Annotated in this window: 17 protein-coding genes; 9 read left to right on the top strand and 8 right to left on the bottom strand. The window is 55.7% G+C overall.

Annotated elements, in window-relative coordinates:
- The first annotated feature begins 38 nt into the window (after positions 1-38).
- Positions 39-659, top strand: coding sequence for a superoxide dismutase [Mn] (gene sodA / locus MXM41_RS21125; protein ID WP_325934191.1), 621 nt, complete (start codon positions 39-41; stop codon positions 657-659).
- 66 nt (positions 660-725) lie between these two features.
- Positions 726-1,400, top strand: coding sequence for a 6-hydroxyaminopurine reductase (gene yiiM / locus MXM41_RS21120; protein WP_325934189.1), 675 nt, complete (start codon positions 726-728; stop codon positions 1,398-1,400).
- 37 nt (positions 1,401-1,437) lie between these two features.
- Here yiiM and cpxA read toward each other — a convergent pair whose 3' ends face one another.
- Complete coding sequence (gene cpxA / locus MXM41_RS21115; RefSeq protein WP_325934187.1) at positions 1,438-2,811, bottom strand: envelope stress sensor histidine kinase CpxA; 1,374 nt, start codon at positions 2,809-2,811, stop codon at positions 1,438-1,440.
- A complete protein-coding gene (gene cpxR, locus MXM41_RS21110; protein WP_325934186.1) occupies positions 2,808-3,506 on the bottom strand; it encodes an envelope stress response regulator transcription factor CpxR in 699 nt (232 codons plus the stop codon). Before cpxR ends, cpxA begins: the two co-directional genes overlap by 4 nt.
- 150 nt (positions 3,507-3,656) lie before the next feature.
- Here cpxR and cpxP point away from each other — a divergent pair, with 150 nt between their 5' ends.
- The 6 genes from cpxP to MXM41_RS21080 all read left to right on the top strand — a co-directional run bounded on the left by cpxP (position 3,657) and on the right by MXM41_RS21080 (position 9,788).
- Positions 3,657-4,157 (top strand): cell-envelope stress modulator CpxP, encoded by a 501-nt coding sequence (gene cpxP, locus MXM41_RS21105; RefSeq protein ID WP_325934256.1) that lies wholly within the window; start codon positions 3,657-3,659, stop codon positions 4,155-4,157.
- A gap of 153 nt (positions 4,158-4,310) precedes the next feature.
- Positions 4,311-5,216: a CDF family cation-efflux transporter FieF gene (fieF, locus tag MXM41_RS21100; protein WP_325934185.1), complete on the top strand. Its 906-nt coding sequence runs from the start codon at positions 4,311-4,313 to the stop codon at positions 5,214-5,216.
- Positions 5,217-5,390: 174 nt separating this feature from the next.
- Positions 5,391-6,353, top strand: a complete 963-nt coding sequence (pfkA, locus tag MXM41_RS21095) for a 6-phosphofructokinase (RefSeq protein ID WP_325934184.1) — start codon at positions 5,391-5,393, stop codon at positions 6,351-6,353.
- Between the two features lie 214 nt (positions 6,354-6,567).
- A complete protein-coding gene (locus MXM41_RS21090; RefSeq protein ID WP_325934183.1) occupies positions 6,568-7,557 on the top strand; it encodes a sulfate ABC transporter substrate-binding protein in 990 nt (329 codons plus the stop codon).
- A 109-nt stretch (positions 7,558-7,666) separates the two neighbouring features.
- A complete protein-coding gene (locus MXM41_RS21085; RefSeq protein WP_325934182.1) occupies positions 7,667-8,410 on the top strand; it encodes a CDP-diacylglycerol diphosphatase in 744 nt (247 codons plus the stop codon).
- Between the two features lie 73 nt (positions 8,411-8,483).
- Positions 8,484-9,788 (top strand): SLC13 family permease, encoded by a 1,305-nt coding sequence (locus MXM41_RS21080; RefSeq protein ID WP_325934181.1) that lies wholly within the window; start codon positions 8,484-8,486, stop codon positions 9,786-9,788.
- Positions 9,789-9,824: 36 nt separating this feature from the next.
- On the opposite strand, the gene tpiA is transcribed toward MXM41_RS21080, so the two are convergent.
- Both tpiA and MXM41_RS21070 read right to left on the bottom strand, forming a co-directional pair.
- Positions 9,825-10,592 (bottom strand): triose-phosphate isomerase, encoded by a 768-nt coding sequence (gene tpiA, locus MXM41_RS21075; protein ID WP_325934180.1) that lies wholly within the window; start codon positions 10,590-10,592, stop codon positions 9,825-9,827.
- 110 nt (positions 10,593-10,702) lie between these two features.
- Entirely contained in the window at positions 10,703-11,299 is a 597-nt protein-coding gene (locus tag MXM41_RS21070; RefSeq protein WP_325934179.1) for a DUF1454 family protein, read from the bottom strand.
- A 113-nt stretch (positions 11,300-11,412) separates the two neighbouring features.
- Between MXM41_RS21070 and MXM41_RS21065 the strand changes: the two genes are divergently transcribed.
- On the top strand, positions 11,413-11,832 hold the full coding sequence (locus MXM41_RS21065) for a DUF805 domain-containing protein (protein WP_325934178.1): 420 nt from the start codon (positions 11,413-11,415) through the stop codon (positions 11,830-11,832).
- On the opposite strand, the gene fpr is transcribed toward MXM41_RS21065, so the two are convergent.
- The 4 genes from fpr to MXM41_RS21045 all read right to left on the bottom strand — a co-directional run bounded on the left by fpr (position 11,833) and on the right by MXM41_RS21045 (position 16,179).
- Positions 11,833-12,579, bottom strand: a complete 747-nt coding sequence (gene fpr, locus MXM41_RS21060; protein WP_325934177.1) for a ferredoxin--NADP(+) reductase — start codon at positions 12,577-12,579, stop codon at positions 11,833-11,835.
- Positions 12,580-12,675: 96 nt separating this feature from the next.
- Positions 12,676-13,686, bottom strand: a complete 1,011-nt coding sequence (gene glpX / locus MXM41_RS21055) for a class II fructose-bisphosphatase (RefSeq protein ID WP_325934176.1) — start codon at positions 13,684-13,686, stop codon at positions 12,676-12,678.
- A 114-nt stretch (positions 13,687-13,800) separates the two neighbouring features.
- A complete protein-coding gene (gene glpK / locus MXM41_RS21050; protein ID WP_325934175.1) occupies positions 13,801-15,312 on the bottom strand; it encodes a glycerol kinase GlpK in 1,512 nt (503 codons plus the stop codon).
- Positions 15,313-15,333: 21 nt separating this feature from the next.
- Positions 15,334-16,179 (bottom strand): MIP/aquaporin family protein, encoded by an 846-nt coding sequence (locus MXM41_RS21045; protein ID WP_325934174.1) that lies wholly within the window; start codon positions 16,177-16,179, stop codon positions 15,334-15,336.
- Between the last annotated feature and the right edge of the window lie 306 nt (positions 16,180-16,485).

Below are 16,485 nucleotides of genomic sequence, written 5' to 3'. Positions count from 1 at the left end.
ATTAACACGTTTGCCGCCCGACAATAATGGAGATGATTATGAGCTATACCCTGCCATCCCTGCCGTACGCTTACGACGCCCTTGAGCCGCATTTCGACAAGCAGACGATGGAAATCCATCACACTAAACACCACCAGACTTACGTGAACAACGCCAATGCGGCGCTGGAAAGCCTGCCAGAATTCGCGAGCCTGCCTGCTGAAGAGCTGATCACCAAACTGGATCAACTGCCAGCCGACAAGAAAACCGTACTGCGCAACAACGCGGGCGGCCACGCTAACCACAGCCTGTTCTGGAAAGGCCTGAAAACCGGCACCACACTGCAGGGCGACCTGAAATCCGCTATCGAGCGTGACTTTGGTTCCGTTGAGAACTTCAAAGCTGAGTTTGAAAAAGCCGCTGCTACCCGTTTCGGCTCCGGCTGGGCGTGGCTGGTACTGAAAGGCGACAAACTGGCTGTCGTTTCCACTGCTAACCAGGACTCCCCTCTAATGGGTGAAGCGATCTCTGGCGCATCCGGTTTCCCAATCCTGGGCCTGGACGTGTGGGAACACGCTTACTACCTGAAATTCCAGAACCGTCGCCCGGACTACATCAAAGCCTTCTGGGACGTTGTGAACTGGGACGAAGCTGCGGCACGTTTCGCTGCTAAAAAATAAGGTTGCAAAGCCTTCTGTGAGAAGCGAGTCTGATGACTCGCTTTTTTTGTATCTGAAGGAGTAGAGATGCATTATCCGGTGAATGTATTTATAGGCAAGGTAAGGGACTACGACGGCAGCCGCCCGAGCGCGATTGCTAAAGTGCTGGTCGACGGCGAATTGACCTTAACCGACCTCGGGCTGGTGGGTGACGAGCAGGCGGAAAAGAAAATCCACGGTGGGCCGGATCGCGCGCTGTGCCACTATCCACGAGAGCATTATCAGCACTGGGCGAGCGAATATCCCGCTCAGGCCGAGCTGTTTGTCTCCCCGGCGTTTGGCGAAAACCTGTCCACCGAGGGGCTGACGGAGAAAAACGTCTTTATCGGCGATATCTTTCGCTGGGGCGAGGCGCTGATTCAGGTTACTCAGCCGCGTTCTCCGTGCTTTAAACTCAACTTCCATTTCGGCATCAGCGATATGGCTACGCAAATGCAGAACGCGGCGAAAACCGGCTGGCTCTATCGGGTGGTGCTGGCAGGGCAGGTATCGGCGGATGCGCCGCTGGAACTTGTCTCCCGACTGAGCGACGTGTCGGTGCATGACGCCTGCGCCATCGCCTGGCATATGCCGTTTGACGACGAACAATATCAGCGTCTGCTGTCGGCAGCGGGTCTCTCCACAAGCTGGACGAGAACCATGCAGAAACGGCGACTTAGCAACAAGATCGAGGATAATTCGCGGAGATTGTGGGGGAAATGATTTTTCCGCCCTCTCCCGGAGGGGAGAGGGGAAAAGGTTACGAACGCTTATACAACGGCAGCCAGAGGGTTAACCGCAGCCCACCCAGCGGGCTGTCGTCTGCTTTCACCCAGCCGCGATGCTGCTGAATGGCGGTCTCGACAATCGCCAGACCCAGCCCGGTGCCGCCAGATTCACGGTCACGGGCTTCGTCGGTGCGGTAGAACGGGCGGAAAATCTGCTCCCGATCTTCCGGGCTGACGCCAGGACCATCGTCATCCACGTTAATGGTGATGCCGTCTTTATCCACCGAGAACGCCACCTCGATTTTGGTATGCGAGTAACGCAGAGCGTTGCGGACGATGTTCTCCAGCGCGCTTTCCAGCGCATTCGGGTTACCGTACAGCGGCCACGGGCCCGGCGGGAAATTAACGGTGAAGGATTTACCCATCTGCTCGGCTTCGAAGGCGGCGTTATCCAGTACGTCGCCCCACAGGTGGTTGGCCTTCATCGTTTCGCTGACCAGCGCGTTTTTCTGCTGATTGCGCGACATCACCAGCAGGTCGTTGATCATGCTGTCCAGACGGTGCGCTTCAGTTTCGATACGCTCCAGCTCCTTGCTCTCACCGCCACGACGGCGCAGCAGCGCAGTGCCCAATTGCAGACGCGTCAGCGGCGTGCGCAGCTCGTGGGAGATATCAGAGAGCAGGCGCTGCTGGGTTGTCATCATCCGCTCCAGCGCCGTGACCATCTGGTTGAAGCTGGCACCGGCGGCCAGGAACTCCTGCGGCCCGGCTTCCAGCTCCGGATGCTGTCGCAGGTTACCCTGCGCCACTTCATCCGCGGCGTTTTTCAGTTTGCGTGCCGGTTTCGCCAGGCTCCAGGCGAGCCACAACAACAGCGGTGAACTCACCAGCATGGTGACAATCAATAACAGCAGCGGGCGGTCAAACAGCAGGTTGATAAAGTCGGACTGGGAACTGCTCGCCGGGCGAATCAAATAGAGCTGGTAATTGTCCTCCCCGTCCCTGACGGAGAACGGCCCCACCATCTCCACCCGGCCATATTTTTTCTTTTGCGGATGATCGGCGCTATCCGCCTGACCAATGAAGTTACGGATGATCTGCATTTCATTGCGATCCGCACCAATCACGCGGCCTTCGCTGGTAACCAGCAGCAGGCGTTGCCCGGGGGGTGCCCATTTTTCGATGGCGCGAAACAGCCTGCGCCACCACATCAAATCATTGGGCGGATCGATGGCCAGCTCTGCTTCTACGTGTTGCTCGATCATCACACCCTGGCGTTGCTCGCTGTCGAGGAGCTCCGTCATCTGGCGTGAGTCGAGTTTTGGCAACATCAAAACCAGCATTAAAACCAGTGCCAGCGTCAGCCAGAAGATGGCGAAGATGCGGGCGGTTAAGCTACCTATCATGAAGCGGAAACCATCAGATAACCGCGTCCACGCAGGGTTTTAAACCACGGATGTCCATCTTTGCGCTCCGGCAATTTACGCCGCAGGTTAGAGATGTGCATATCAATCGCGCGGTCGAACGGTGTCAGGCGTTTACCCAGCACTTCCTGACTCAGATGTTCACGCGATACTACCTGGCCCAGATGTTGTGCCAGCAGGTAGAGCAGGGTGAATTCGGTACCGGTCAGCTCCAGCGCCAGGCCGTCAAAGCTGGCTTCCTGGCGGCCTGGATTCAGGCTCAGGGAGTCGACTTCCAGCGTAGGTGAACCGTTATCGGTATTCTGCTGCTGCTCGCTCCAGTGGGAACGACGCAGGATCGCGCGAATACGCGCCACCAGCTCACGGTCATTAAAAGGTTTCGGCAAATAGTCATCGGCGCCCAGTTCAAGGCCCAGCACACGATCGAGCTCGCTGCCGCGCGCGGTCAGCATAATAACGGGTGTCTGGTGTGTCTGGCGTAGCTCTTTAAGGGTGTCGATACCGTTTTTCTTCGGCATCATGACGTCGAGCAAAAGCAAGTCGATGCTATCGTCGAGCTGACTCAGCGCCTGCTCCCCATCATGGGCAACCGACACGTCAAAGCCTTCCATGTCGAGCAACTCCTTTAAAAGGGATGTCAGCTCTCGGTCATCATCAACTAACAGGATTTTATTCATTGTTTAAATACCTCCGAGGCAGAAATTACGTCATCAAGGCTATCTAATCCATGACTTTACGTTGTTTTACACCCCCTGACGCATGTTTGCAGCCTGAATCGTAGACTGTCTCTCGTTGAATCGCGACACGAAAGATTTTGGGAGTAAATGATGCGCATAGTTACCGCTGCCGTCATGGCCTCAACACTGGCGTTTAGTGCATTTAGCCAGGCTGCTGGAGCTATCACCGGCGATAACCGTTCCTCAGCAGAGGGCATTGCGCAGCAGAACAGCCAGGGCCATATGTTTGACGGCATAAGTTTAACCGAACATCAGCGTCAACAGATGCGAGATCTGATGCAGCGGGCTCGACATGACCAGCCCCCTGTTAATGTTAGCGAAATGGAGACAATGCACCGCCTTGTCACCGCAGAAAATTTTGACGAAAACGCTGTACGCGCTCAGGCAGATAAAATGGCGCAGGAACAGGTTGCCCGCCAGGTCGAAATGGCCCGGGTCCGCAACCAGATGTTTCACCTGCTAACGCCAGAGCAGCAAGCGGTTTTGAACCAGAAACACCAGCAACGGATGGATCAGTTGCGCGAGGTTGCACGGATGCAGAAGAACCCTGAATCGACGCTTTTTAGTAGCAATACCCGTAGTAACCAGTAGACCCTGTTTTCCTTGCCATAGACACCATCCCTGTCTTCCCCCTCATGATGAGGGGGTTTTTTTTGCCCGTCATTAAAATGCGTTAACCGTTTATTCATCTTATTGACTCCACTGCATCCGTTATACTAGCGGCATAGCATGTCAGGAGTGTTTATGAATCAATCCTATGGACGGCTGGTAAGCCGGGCTGCAATCGCCGCAACGATCATGGCGTCGTGTCTGTTAGTGATTAAAATCTTCGCGTGGTGGTATACCGGTTCGGTCAGTATTCTGGCGGCGCTGGTCGACTCTCTGGTCGATATTGCCGCTTCGCTCACTAACCTGTGGGTGGTGCGTTACTCCTTACAGCCGGCAGACGAAGAGCATACTTTTGGTCATGGCAAAGCGGAGTCGCTGGCGGCGCTGGCGCAAAGTATGTTTATTTCCGGTTCGGCGCTGTTCCTCTTTTTGACCGGTATTCAGCACCTGTATACCCCGTCGCCGATGAAAGATCCGGGCGTTGGCGTAGTGGTGACGGTTATTGCACTTATAAGCACATTGATTCTGGTAACGTTCCAGCGCTGGGTTGTTCGTAAAACGCAAAGTCAGGCGGTACGGGCAGATATGCTTCATTATCAGTCTGATGTTATGATGAACGGCGCGATTCTTATTGCGCTCGGTCTGGCCTGGTATGGCTGGCACCGGGCCGATGCGTTGTTTGCGTTAGGCATTGGATTCTATATTTTATACAGCGCGTTGCGTATGGGTTACGATGCGGTGCAATCGCTGCTCGATCGCGCACTGCCAGACGCAGAACGGCATGAAATCTTCGAAATTGTGACCTCCTGGCCTGGCGTCAGCGGCGCTCACGATCTTCGCACGCGGCAGTCAGGGCCGACCCGCTTTATTCAGATTCATTTAGAAATGGAAGATAACCTGCCGCTCGTTCAGGCCCATCTGGTGGCAGAACAGGTTGAGCAGGCGATTTTGCAGCGTTTCCCGGGGTCTGACGTCATTATTCACCAGGATCCCTGCTCAGTCGTACCTAAGCCAGGCAATGGACATTTTGAGCTTTCGTAATTCGTTGTAAAAAAGTGAGCCAGGGCAGCATTTTGTGGAAAAATAACCGCCATTTGGTCTGACCTGAATCAATTCAGCTGGGAGTGATTGATATACTATCTGCACTATTAGTTGGTCGATAGACGTCTTCCGGCAACAGATTTCATTTTTGCATTCCTAAGTTCAGAGGTAGTCATGATTAAGAAAATCGGTGTGTTGACAAGCGGCGGTGATGCGCCCGGCATGAACGCGGCAATTCGTGGTGTAGTGCGCGCAGCCTTGACGGAAGGTCTGGAAGTTTTTGGTATCTATGACGGTTATCTGGGCCTGTATGAAGATCGTATGGTGCAGCTCGACCGCTACAGCGTGTCCGACATGATTAACCGTGGTGGTACCTTCCTGGGCTCCGCACGCTTCCCGGAATTCCGCGATGAGCGCATCCGCGAAGTGGCTATCGAAAACATGAAAAAACGCGGCCTGGACGCGCTGGTTGTTATCGGCGGTGACGGCTCCTACATGGGTGCAAAACGCCTGACTGAAATGGGCTTCCCGTGCATCGGTCTGCCAGGCACCATCGATAACGACATCAAAGGTACCGACTACACCATCGGTTACTTCACTGCGCTGGGCACCGTTGTTGAAGCGATTGACCGTCTGCGCGACACCTCTTCTTCACACCAGCGTATCTCTATCGTCGAAGTGATGGGCCGCTACTGTGGCGACCTGACCCTGGCGGCGGCAATTGCGGGCGGCTGTGAATTCGTGGTGGTTCCGGAAGTGGAATTTAGCCGTGAAGATCTGGTTGCGGAGATCAAAGCCGGTATCGCCAAAGGTAAGAAACACGCCATCGTTGCGATCACCGAGCACATCTGTGACGTTGACGAGCTGGCGAAGTACATCGAAGCCGAAACCAAACGCGAAACTCGCGCGACCGTTCTTGGCCATATCCAGCGCGGTGGCTCCCCGGGTCCTTACGACCGTATTCTGGCGTCCCGTATGGGCGCCTACGCGATTGAACTGCTGCAGCAGGGCTTTGGCGGTCGTTGCGTTGGCATTCAGAACGAAAAACTGGTTCACCATGACATCATCGACGCCATTGAAAACATGAAGCGTCCGTTCAAAGGTGACTGGCTGGACTGCGCGAAAAAACTGTACTGATAAGCTGATTGTATTGCCGGGTGGCGACTTCGCCTTTCCCGGCCTGCAGATCGTGCTGTCGTAGGCCGGGTAAGCGCAGCGCTACCCGGCTTTTTTACGCCCGTTACTCATTTTTATTCCCCTGCGTTATAGCCAATCTTTTTTTATTCTTTAATCATTGGTTCGCTTTCTGGCACGCTTCACTCATCAAACACAACATTAAGCGAGTGGGACGATGAACAAATGGGGCGTGGGTTTAACTTTATTGCTGGCATCGACCAGCGTTCTGGCAAAGGATATCCAGTTACTGAACGTGTCTTACGATCCGACGCGTGAACTGTACGACCAGTACAACAAAGCGTTTGCCGCACACTGGAAACAGGAAACCGGCGATAATGTGGTGATCCGCCAGTCCCACGGTGGCTCCGGCAAGCAGGCGACCTCAGTGATTAACGGCATCGAAGCCGACGTCGTGACCCTGGCGCTGGCCTATGACGTGGACGCCATTGCGGAACGCGGTCGTATCGACAAAAACTGGATCAAACGTCTGCCGGACAATTCCGCGCCTTATACCTCCACCATCGTTTTCCTGGTCCGTAAAGGCAACCCTAAACAGATCCATGACTGGAACGATCTGGTTAAGCCGGGCGTGTCTGTCATTACGCCGAACCCAAAAAGCTCCGGCGGCGCACGCTGGAACTATCTGGCCGCCTGGGGTTACGCCCTGCACCAGAACAATGGCGATCAGGCCAAAGCCCAGGAGTTCGTAAAAGCGCTGTTTAAGAACGTTGAAGTGCTGGATTCCGGTGCGCGTGGTGCAACCAATACTTTCGTTGAACGCGGCATTGGCGATGTGCTGATTGCGTGGGAAAACGAAGCGCTGCTCGCGACCAACGAGCTGGGTAAAGACAAATTTGAAATCGTCACGCCAGGCGAATCCATCCTGGCTGAGCCAACCGTCTCTGTTGTCGACAAAGTGACGGATAAGAAGGGCACCCAGGCCGTGGCTGAAGCATACCTGAAGTACCTTTACAGCCCGGAAGGCCAGGAGATCGCCGCGAAGAATTTCTACCGTCCACGTGATGAGGCAGTAGCGAAGAAGTACGAGAATGCATTCCCGAAACTGAAGCTGTTCACTATCGATGAGGTTTTCGGCGGCTGGACAAAAGCGCAGAAAGATCACTTCTCGAATGGCGGCACTTTCGATCAGATCAGCAAGCGTTAAGCGTTTTTAAGAACGACACGGTGACCCGGTGTGAGAAATCCACCGGGTTTTTTATTTGGTCATCTTTATGCGTTACTCTTTCACATCAGATGGATACAGGGAACGCGTTGTGAAAAAAATTATTGTGCTGGCACTGGTTGTCATCGCGCTCATTGCGGGCGGCTGGTTCTGGATAAAAGCGGGTAATCCAAACGCCTTGCGGCATATCGTCCTCGATCAGTGCGTGCCTGGTCAGATGCAAAACCGTAATCCGGCGCCCTGCGCACAGGTAAAATTAGATGCGGGGTATGTGGTGTTTAAAGACCGTAACGGGCCGCTGCAATATTTGCTGATGCCAACCTACCGCATTAACGGAACCGAAAGCCCGCTCCTGACCGAACCCTATACGCCGAATTTCTTCTGGCTGGCGTGGCAGTCGCGTAACTTTATGAGCATAAAGCGGGGCGCCAACGTGCCCGACAGCGCGATTTCACTGACCATCAACTCCCCGACCGGCCGCACGCAAAACCATTTTCATATCCATATCTCCTGCCTGCGCCCGGACGTGCGCGACAAGCTCAATGCGCATCAGGGGCAAATCAGCACCCAGTGGCTGCCTTTCCCCGGCGGGCTGGAAGGGCATGAATATCTGGCGCGTCGGGTAACGGAAGCGGAGCTGGTGAAGCGCAGTCCGTTTATGATGCTGGCAGAGGAGTTGCCGGAAGCGCGCGACCATATGGGGCGCTTTGCGCTGGCGATGGCACAGCAGTCTGACGGATCTTTTGTGCTGCTGGCAACGGAACGTAATCTGCTGGCGCTTAACCGCGCTTCCGCTGAGGAATTACAGGATCATCAATGCGATATCCTGAATTGACCCCACCATAAATAGCGTTTACTCGTCCTGCCTGTCGCCGTAGACTTGCTGAAAAATTCTACAGGAGACAGGTATGTCGCTCTGGTTCAGTCACCCGCTGTTTCTGCCCTCGCTGATTGTCGTGGTTACCATCATCCTGTGGGCCACTTCGTTGCTGCCGGAATTTATCACCGCGCTGCTGTTTTTTACCGCGGCGATGATCGCCCGAATTGCCCCGCCGGAGGTGATTTTTGGCGGTTTTGCCTCGTCGGCATTCTGGCTGGTATTCAGCGGGTTTGTGCTGGGAGTGGCAATCCGCAAAACCGGGCTGGCGGACAGGGCGGCGCGGGCGCTGTCGGCAAAACTGACCGACTCCTGGCCGCTGATGGTGGCAAGCGTGGTGCTGCTCAGCTATGCGCTGGCGTTTGTTATGCCCTCCAACATGGGGCGTATTGCGCTGCTGATGCCCATAGTGGCGGCGATGGCGAAGCGGGCGGGCATTGCCGACGGCACGCGGGCGTGGTTTGGCCTGGCGCTGGCGGTGGGATTTGGTACGTTCCAGCTTTCGGCCACCATTTTACCCGCCAACGTGCCTAATCTGGTGATGAGCGGGGCGGCCGAAGGGTCTTATGGTATTCATCTAAACTATGTTCCCTACCTGCTGCTGCACACGCCGGTGCTGGGCATTCTTAAGGGCCTCATTCTTATCGGCCTGATTTGCTGGCTGTTTCCGGGCGCACCAAAGCCGGCGGCGGGGCTGACGCCGCCGGAGCCCATGGGCCGCGATGAAAAGCGCCTCGCCTGGCTGCTGGCGGTGGTGCTGGTGATGTGGGTAACCGAAAGCTGGCACGGGATTGGCCCGGCGTGGACCGGGCTTGCGGCGTCTGTTGTGGTGCTGCTGCCGCGGGTTGGTTTTATCACCGGGGAGGAATTCTCGGCCGGGGTGAATATGCGCACCTGCATTTACGTGGCGGGTATTCTCGGGCTGGCAATCGTCGTGACGCAAACCGGTATTGGCAACGCCGTGGGCGAGGCGCTGATGCAGGTCATGCCGCTCGATGCCGATGCGCCGTTCACCAGTTTCCTGGCGCTGACCGGCATCACCACCGCGCTAAATTTCATCATGACCGCCAACGGTGTACCGGCGCTGTACACCACCCTGGCGCAAAGCTTCTCGGACGCCACCGGCTTCCCGTTATTGTCGGTAATTATGATTCAGGTACTGGGATATTCCACGCCGCTGCTGCCGTATCAGGCGTCGCCGATTGTGGTGGCGATGGGGCTGGGAAGGGTGCCGGCGCGGGCCGGGATGCTGCTCTGTCTGGCGCTGGCGGTGGCAACGTATCTGGTGCTGCTGCCGCTGGATTATCTGTGGTTTAGTGTGCTGGGGAAATTGTAGTTTTCCTCTCCCCACAGGGGAGAGGAAAGAGGGCAATTACGCCTGTTTAGCCGCTTCTGCCGCTTTAACGATCACCGCGAAAGCGTCAGCTTTCAGGGATGCGCCGCCAACCAGCGCACCGTCGATGTCCGGCTGGGTGAAGAGCTCTGCTGCGTTAGATGCGTTTACGGAACCGCCGTACTGGATAATCACTTGCTCAGCGACTTTGGCGTCGGCTTTCGCAATGTGGTCACGGATGAATTTGTGAACGGCCTGAGCCTGTGCTGGAGTTGCAGATTTACCGGTACCGATCGCCCATACTGGCTCGTAAGCAATGACCGCGCCTTCGAATGCGCTCGCGCCCTGAGTAGTCAGGACGGCGTCGATCTGACGTGCGCACACTTCTTCAGTTTTGCCTGCTTCGTTTTCGGCTTCGGTTTCACCGATGCACAGAACCGGGGTCAGGCCCTGCTCTTTCAGCACGGCAAATTTCTTCGCGATGAACTCGTCGGACTCTTTGTGATAGGTGCGGCGCTCAGAGTGGCCGATGATGATATATTTCGCGCCGATATCTTTCAGCATTTCAGCGGAGGTTTCACCGGTGAACGCGCCAGACAGGTTAACGTCAACGTTCTGAGCACCCAGAACGATGTGGCTGCCGTCAGCAGCTTTTTTAGCCATATCCAGGTACATGTCCGGCGGAGCGATAGCAACAGCACAGCCAGTCACACCGGCCAGCTCTGTACGCAGGTTAGCTACCAGCTCGTTTACCATGTGGCGGCTGCCGTTCAGTTTCCAGTTACCCATCACTAAAGGATGTCGCATTTCAATTCTCCACGCTCAAGAGCGAATTAAGGAATATGGCCACCCGATTGGGCAGCATGGTCTGTGAAACAGTATAGAGATTTTCCCTCGAAAGGCTTTGCTTTTTGTCATTAATTCGTCCCGCCGAGAGAGTCAGATAACGCCAGCTTAATCGGTTCAACAGCGAAGGTCAGCCCCTTTTCGCCGTTATCTGCTACCACATAGCGAACCGCACCTTCCGTTTCGGCGTAATAGCGTTTGTTTTTACCCGCAGTCAGGAGTTTTTGCAGCTTTTGCTGGCTTTGCGTTTTGGTCAGCGCAGGGGTAAAAGCCCGCAAAATGGCGCTCATATAGGCCAGCGCTTTGGCTTTAGCCGCTTTTTGTTCCGGGCCCTGAATCGGTAGCCAGGTAATCTGCATACTCTTGATTTTAAGGGTTCCACGCTCCAGCGCCGTAGAGGCGTACAAATTCTCATTAATTTTGCTGGCGGCACGGGTCAGGTTGGGAGTATCGCGGGGGCCATCAATGGATCGAAACTCATTAAGCGGCAGCGTTGGGTTATCCTGATTGAAGGTTTCACGGAACAGGCTGATAGAGCGATCAAAGGTGGGCGCACCCGGCAGCACATAAGGGGCAGTCGCAGGAGTGGATGTCTCAGCGGCACGCAGCGGTGCGCTTGCGCTCAACAGTGTTAATCCCAGCCAAATAAGGTGAAACCACATCTTCATCAATAAAGTCTCTGAATGTTACTGCCCACGATTAAAACGGGATCTGGCTGGCTTGTCAAAAGGATGCGACTCCAGGGTAAACTACGCTCCGCGATGATTTTTAGGAACCTGACATGACCATACAGCAGTGGTTGTTTTCATTCAAAGGGCGTATTGGACGCCGAGATTTCTGGATCTGGATTGGCGTATGGATGGTCGCCATGCTGGCGCTGTTTATTTGTGCGAATAACGCGTGGCTGAATACCCAGACGGCGGCCTTCGCGCTGGTGTCGCTGCTGTGGCCGACCGCAGCCGTGTTAGTTAAACGTCTGCACGATCGGGGACGTTCGGGGCTGTGGGCGCTGTTGGTCGTGCTGGCATGGATGCTTCTGGCAGGCAACTGGTCGATGCTACCTTCCATGCTGCCGTGGGCGGTTGGCAGGCTGATCCCCACCATTATTTTTGTGATGATTATCCTCGACCTGGGCGCGTTCGTTGGCACCCAGGGCGAAAATAAATACGGTAAAGATACGCTCGACGTAAAGTACCGCTAATTACCAGTAGTGTTCCGCAGTCATATGGCCCGGCCGGCGGCGTAAATGTTTGGTCATTTGCCGGGTCTCTTTCAGCAGTTGTTGGGTGTCGCGCACCATCTGCGGGTTACCGCACAGCATCACATGGCTGGTGTTGGCATCCATCTTCAGACCGACGGCGGCTTCCAGCTCGCCATTCTCAATCAGGGCCGGTACGCGCCCGTGCAGTGATCCCGCCACCGTTTCACGGCTCACCACCGTCTGGATTTTCACTTTACCTTCATAGCGTTTCTGCAGCGCCTGCATCAGCGGCAGGTAGCTCAGATCTGCGGCATAGCGCGCGGCATGCACCAGCACGATATTGTTAAAGCGCTCCAGATCGTGGCCATATTGCAGTATTGAAAGGTAAGGGCCGATGGCGGTACCGGTCGCCAGCATCCACAGCGTCTCGCAGTCTGGCACTTCATCCAGCACGAAGAAGCCTGCGGCTTCGCTGACAATCTGGATCTCATCGTCGGGTTTGAGTGCCGCCAGGCGCGGGCTCAGTTTGCCATCGGGGACGGTAACAAGATAGAACTCGAGATCCGGATTATCCGGCGCGTTAACATAGGAGTAGGCGCGCTGCACGCGTTCGCCGTCGATCTCCAGCCCCAGCTTGGCAAATTGCCCTGCCGTAAAGGGATGGATGGGCGCATGAACGGTGAGACTAAATAGCGCGTCGGTCCAGAACTCTACCTTTTTGACTTTGCCTGTTACCCAGTCTGCCATAATGTTCTCCTGTGCTGATCCCGGGGTCTATCTTCCTTTCTTGAGGGGGAGATTTCCAGCCCGGACGGACCGGAAAGCTCAATTGATCAAACGGTTTTACAGAATGTGGGTCTGTACGTCGGGATCTTTGCGGTCCAGATAATGAATCGACTGGATGCGGCGAATGGTGCGTGATTTACCGCGGATCAGCAGCGTTTCGGTGGTCGCCATGTTGCCTTTGCGGCTGATGCCGTCCAGCAGATCGCCTTTGGTGATCCCGGTGGCAGAGAAGATAACGTTATCGCTGCGCGCCATATCATCCAGACGCAGTACGGTATTGGCTGCAATCCCCATCGCCGCGCAGCGGGCCAGCTCTTGTTCACCGATACGACGGTTCTCTTCGCTGTCGCCTTTCACGTCATGACGGGCCAGCAGACGTCCGTGCATATCGCCGTCGAGGGCGCGGATCACCGCGGCAGAAACTACCCCTTCCGGAGCGCCGCCGATGCCATAAAGCACGTCGACTTCGCTGTCCGGCATACAGGTGAGGATGGACGCGGCCACGTCACCATCGGGAATGGCGAAAACGCGCACGCCCAGCTGCTGCATCTGGGCAATCACCGCATCGTGACGCGGTTTTGCCAGAATGGTGACCGTCAGTTCGCTCAGGGGTTTATCGAGCGCGGCAGCGATGTTACGCAGGTTGTCCGCCAGCGGCAGGTTGAGGTCGATATGCCCTCTGGCGCCAGGGCCGACAATCAGCTTTTCCATATACATATCAGGCGCGTTGAGGAAGGTGCCTTTATCGCCCACGGCCAGCACGGCCAGGGCGTTCGCCTGGCCCATGGCGGTCATGCGGGTGCCTTCAATCGGGTCGACGGCAATATCCACCGCATCGCCTTTACCGGTCCCCACTCTTTCACCGATAAACAGCATTGGCGCTTCGTCGATTTCACCTTCGCCAATCACGATGGTGCCGTCAATGTTGACCTGGTTAAGCATGATGCGCATGGCATGGACGGCTGCGCCGTCAGCGGTATTTTTATCGCCACGGCCAAGCCACTTGTAGCCTGCCAGGGCGGCGGCTTCGGTTACGCGGGAAAACTCGATAGCAAGTTCACGTTTCATCAGATACTCGTGCAATCAAAAGGAATTGCACGAAGTTTATCACAGAGTGGAGAGGGTGCGGCCTGATGCCCTCACCCTAACCCTCTCCCACAGGGAGAGGGAATTTGAAGTGGATTACGACTCGTCGTGCTCTTCCCACGCCAGAGCGCGTTTCACCGCTTTCTTCCAGCCGCTGTAGCGATAGTTGCGCTCGGTGGTTTCGATACCCGGGCGGAATTCGCGCTCAATAACCGCTTTTTCCTGCAGTTCGTCCAGGTTCTGCCAGAAGCCGACCGCCAGACCAGCAAGGTAGGCGGCACCCAGCGCCGTCACTTCACGCACTTCCGGGCGCTCCACGCGGGTACCCAGAATGTCGGACTGGAACTGCATCAGGAAGTTATTGGCTACCGCACCGCCGTCCACGCGCAGGGCATGCAGACGAATGCCGGAATCGGCCTGCATCGCTTCCAGCACGTCACGGGTCTGATAGGCAATCGACTCCAGCGTGGCGCGAATGATGTGGTTAGCGTTCACCCCCCGCGTCAGGCCGAAAATGGCCCCACGTGCATAAGGGTCCCAGTACGGCGCGCCCAGCCCGGTAAAGGCCGGAACCACGTATACCCCGTTGGTATCTTTCACCTTGGTGGCGAAATATTCCGAGTCGAAAGCATCACTGATCAGCTTCATCTCATCGCGCAGCCACTGGATGGAGGCTCCCGCCATAAACACTGCGCCTTCGAGAGCGTAGTTCACTTCCCCACGCGGGCCGCAGGCGATAGTGGTCAGCAGGCCGTGCTCGGATTTCACCGCCTTCTCGCCGGTGTTCATCAGCATAAAGCAGCCGGTGCCGTAGGTGTTTTTTGCCATCCCTTCCTTGACGCACAGCTGGCCAAACAGCGCCGCCTGCTGGTCACCGGCGATCCCGGCGATAGGAATACGGGTGCCGCCTTTACCGCCGATATTGGTCTGGCCGTAAATTTCCGAGGACTTACGCACCTGCGGCAGCATGGCGCGCGGGATGTCCAGCGCCTCCAGCATTTTGTCATCCCAGTCCAGCTCGTGGATGTTGAACAGCATGGTACGAGAAGCGTTAGTGTAATCGGTCACGTGAACGCGGCCCTGGGTCATCTTCCAGATAAGCCAGGTATCTACGGTGCCGAACAGCAGTTCGCCGCGTTTTGCCCGTTCGCGGGAGCCTTCAACGTGGTCGAGGATCCATTTCACTTTGGTGCCGGAGAAATACGGGTCAACCACCAGGCCGGTGGCGCTACGCACGTACTCTTCCATGCCGTCGCGTTTGAGTTTCTCGCAGATATCTGCGGTGCGGCGGCACTGCCAGACAATGGCGTTGTAAATCGGCTTACCGGTTTCGCGCTCCCAGACGATAGCCGTTTCACGCTGGTTGGTGATGCCGATAGCGGCGATCTGATCGGAACTGATATCGGCTTTCGCCAGTACTTCAACCAGCGTCGAGCTTTGCGATGCCCAGATTTCCATCGGATCGTGTTCGACCCAGCCTGGCTTAGGATAAATTTGCTCGAATTCGCGCTGTGACACGCTGACGATGTTCGCGTCATGATCCATAACGACAGCGCGGGAGCTGGTCGTGCCCTGGTCGAGCGCAACGATATATTTTTTGTCGGTCATAGTTGTGGTCCCGTAGTCAGATTACAGCGAAGCGTTTTGTTGTGTGCCAGAGGCGGTGTCCTTCTCCTCGACGACACAGGTGTCACACGGTAAGTGGCGGCCAATCAGTTTACGATAGCCGAAGGCACCCAGCGCAGCACCTACAATGGGGCCGAACAGCGGCACCAGGAAGTAAGGAATATCCTTACCGCCGGTAAAGGCCACGTCGCCCCAGCCGGCAATAAAGGCGAAGGCTTTCGGGCCGATGTCACGCGCCGGGTTCATGGCGAAGCCCGTCAATGGTCCCATTGATGCGCCGATCACCGCGATAAGTAGACCAATCAGCAATGGCGCCAGCGGGCCACGCGGAATGCCGTTGCCATCATCACCCAGCGCCATAATAACGCCCATCAGAATCGCGGTGATCACCATCTCCACTGCGAAGGCCTGCACAAAGTTAATGTGTGGGTTCGGATAGGTGGAGAAGATACCCGCCAGCTCAAGGCTCTCGGTGCTGCCACGCAGCATATGGTGCGTCTGCTCGAAATCGATAAACAGATTGTAATAGAGCCCGTAAACTAACGCCGCTGCACAAAAAGCACCCGCAAACTGCGCCACAATAAAGGGAACAACCTTGCGTTTGTCAAAGCAGGCGAACAGCCACAGCGCGATGGTGACCGCAGGGTTGAGATGCGCACCAGAAACACCCGCCGTCAGGTAGATGGCCATCGCCACGCCCAGACCCCAGATCACGCTGATTTCCCACTGACCGAAACTGGCCCCTGCCACTTTCAGTGCAGCCACACATCCTACGCCAAAGAAAATCAACAACCCAGTACCCAGGAACTCTGCGATGCACTGGCCTTTCAAGGTTGATGTTTCACTCATAATCGGATCCTGAAAATAATTAATGGTTATTGTTGGCGCGACGGTTGTCACAACCGCCACGATGTCCTGTAGACATAGTGTTAATTTATCGTTAACGAGCAAAAACGAGAAATATCGAACTTAAAATGTGTGTGCCATGTCAACAAAATGAGCGATAACGCGCCATAAAGAGTGCGTGAACCTCGAGGAACGAAAGCGGGATGAAGCATTCCATTAACTAAAGTGTTAACAATTTAGGGGTATATGACGGGAACGCACCAGGACGAGGCTGAAAAGTGTTGCAAACCGCAATCTGCGCGGTCTGCC

It is taken from the genome of Leclercia adecarboxylata, assembly GCF_035787115.1.
In the GTDB taxonomy this organism is placed as follows: Bacteria; Pseudomonadota; Gammaproteobacteria; order Enterobacterales; family Enterobacteriaceae; genus Enterobacter; species Enterobacter adecarboxylatus_E.
This window is presented reverse-complemented; position numbering and strand designations above follow the sequence as displayed.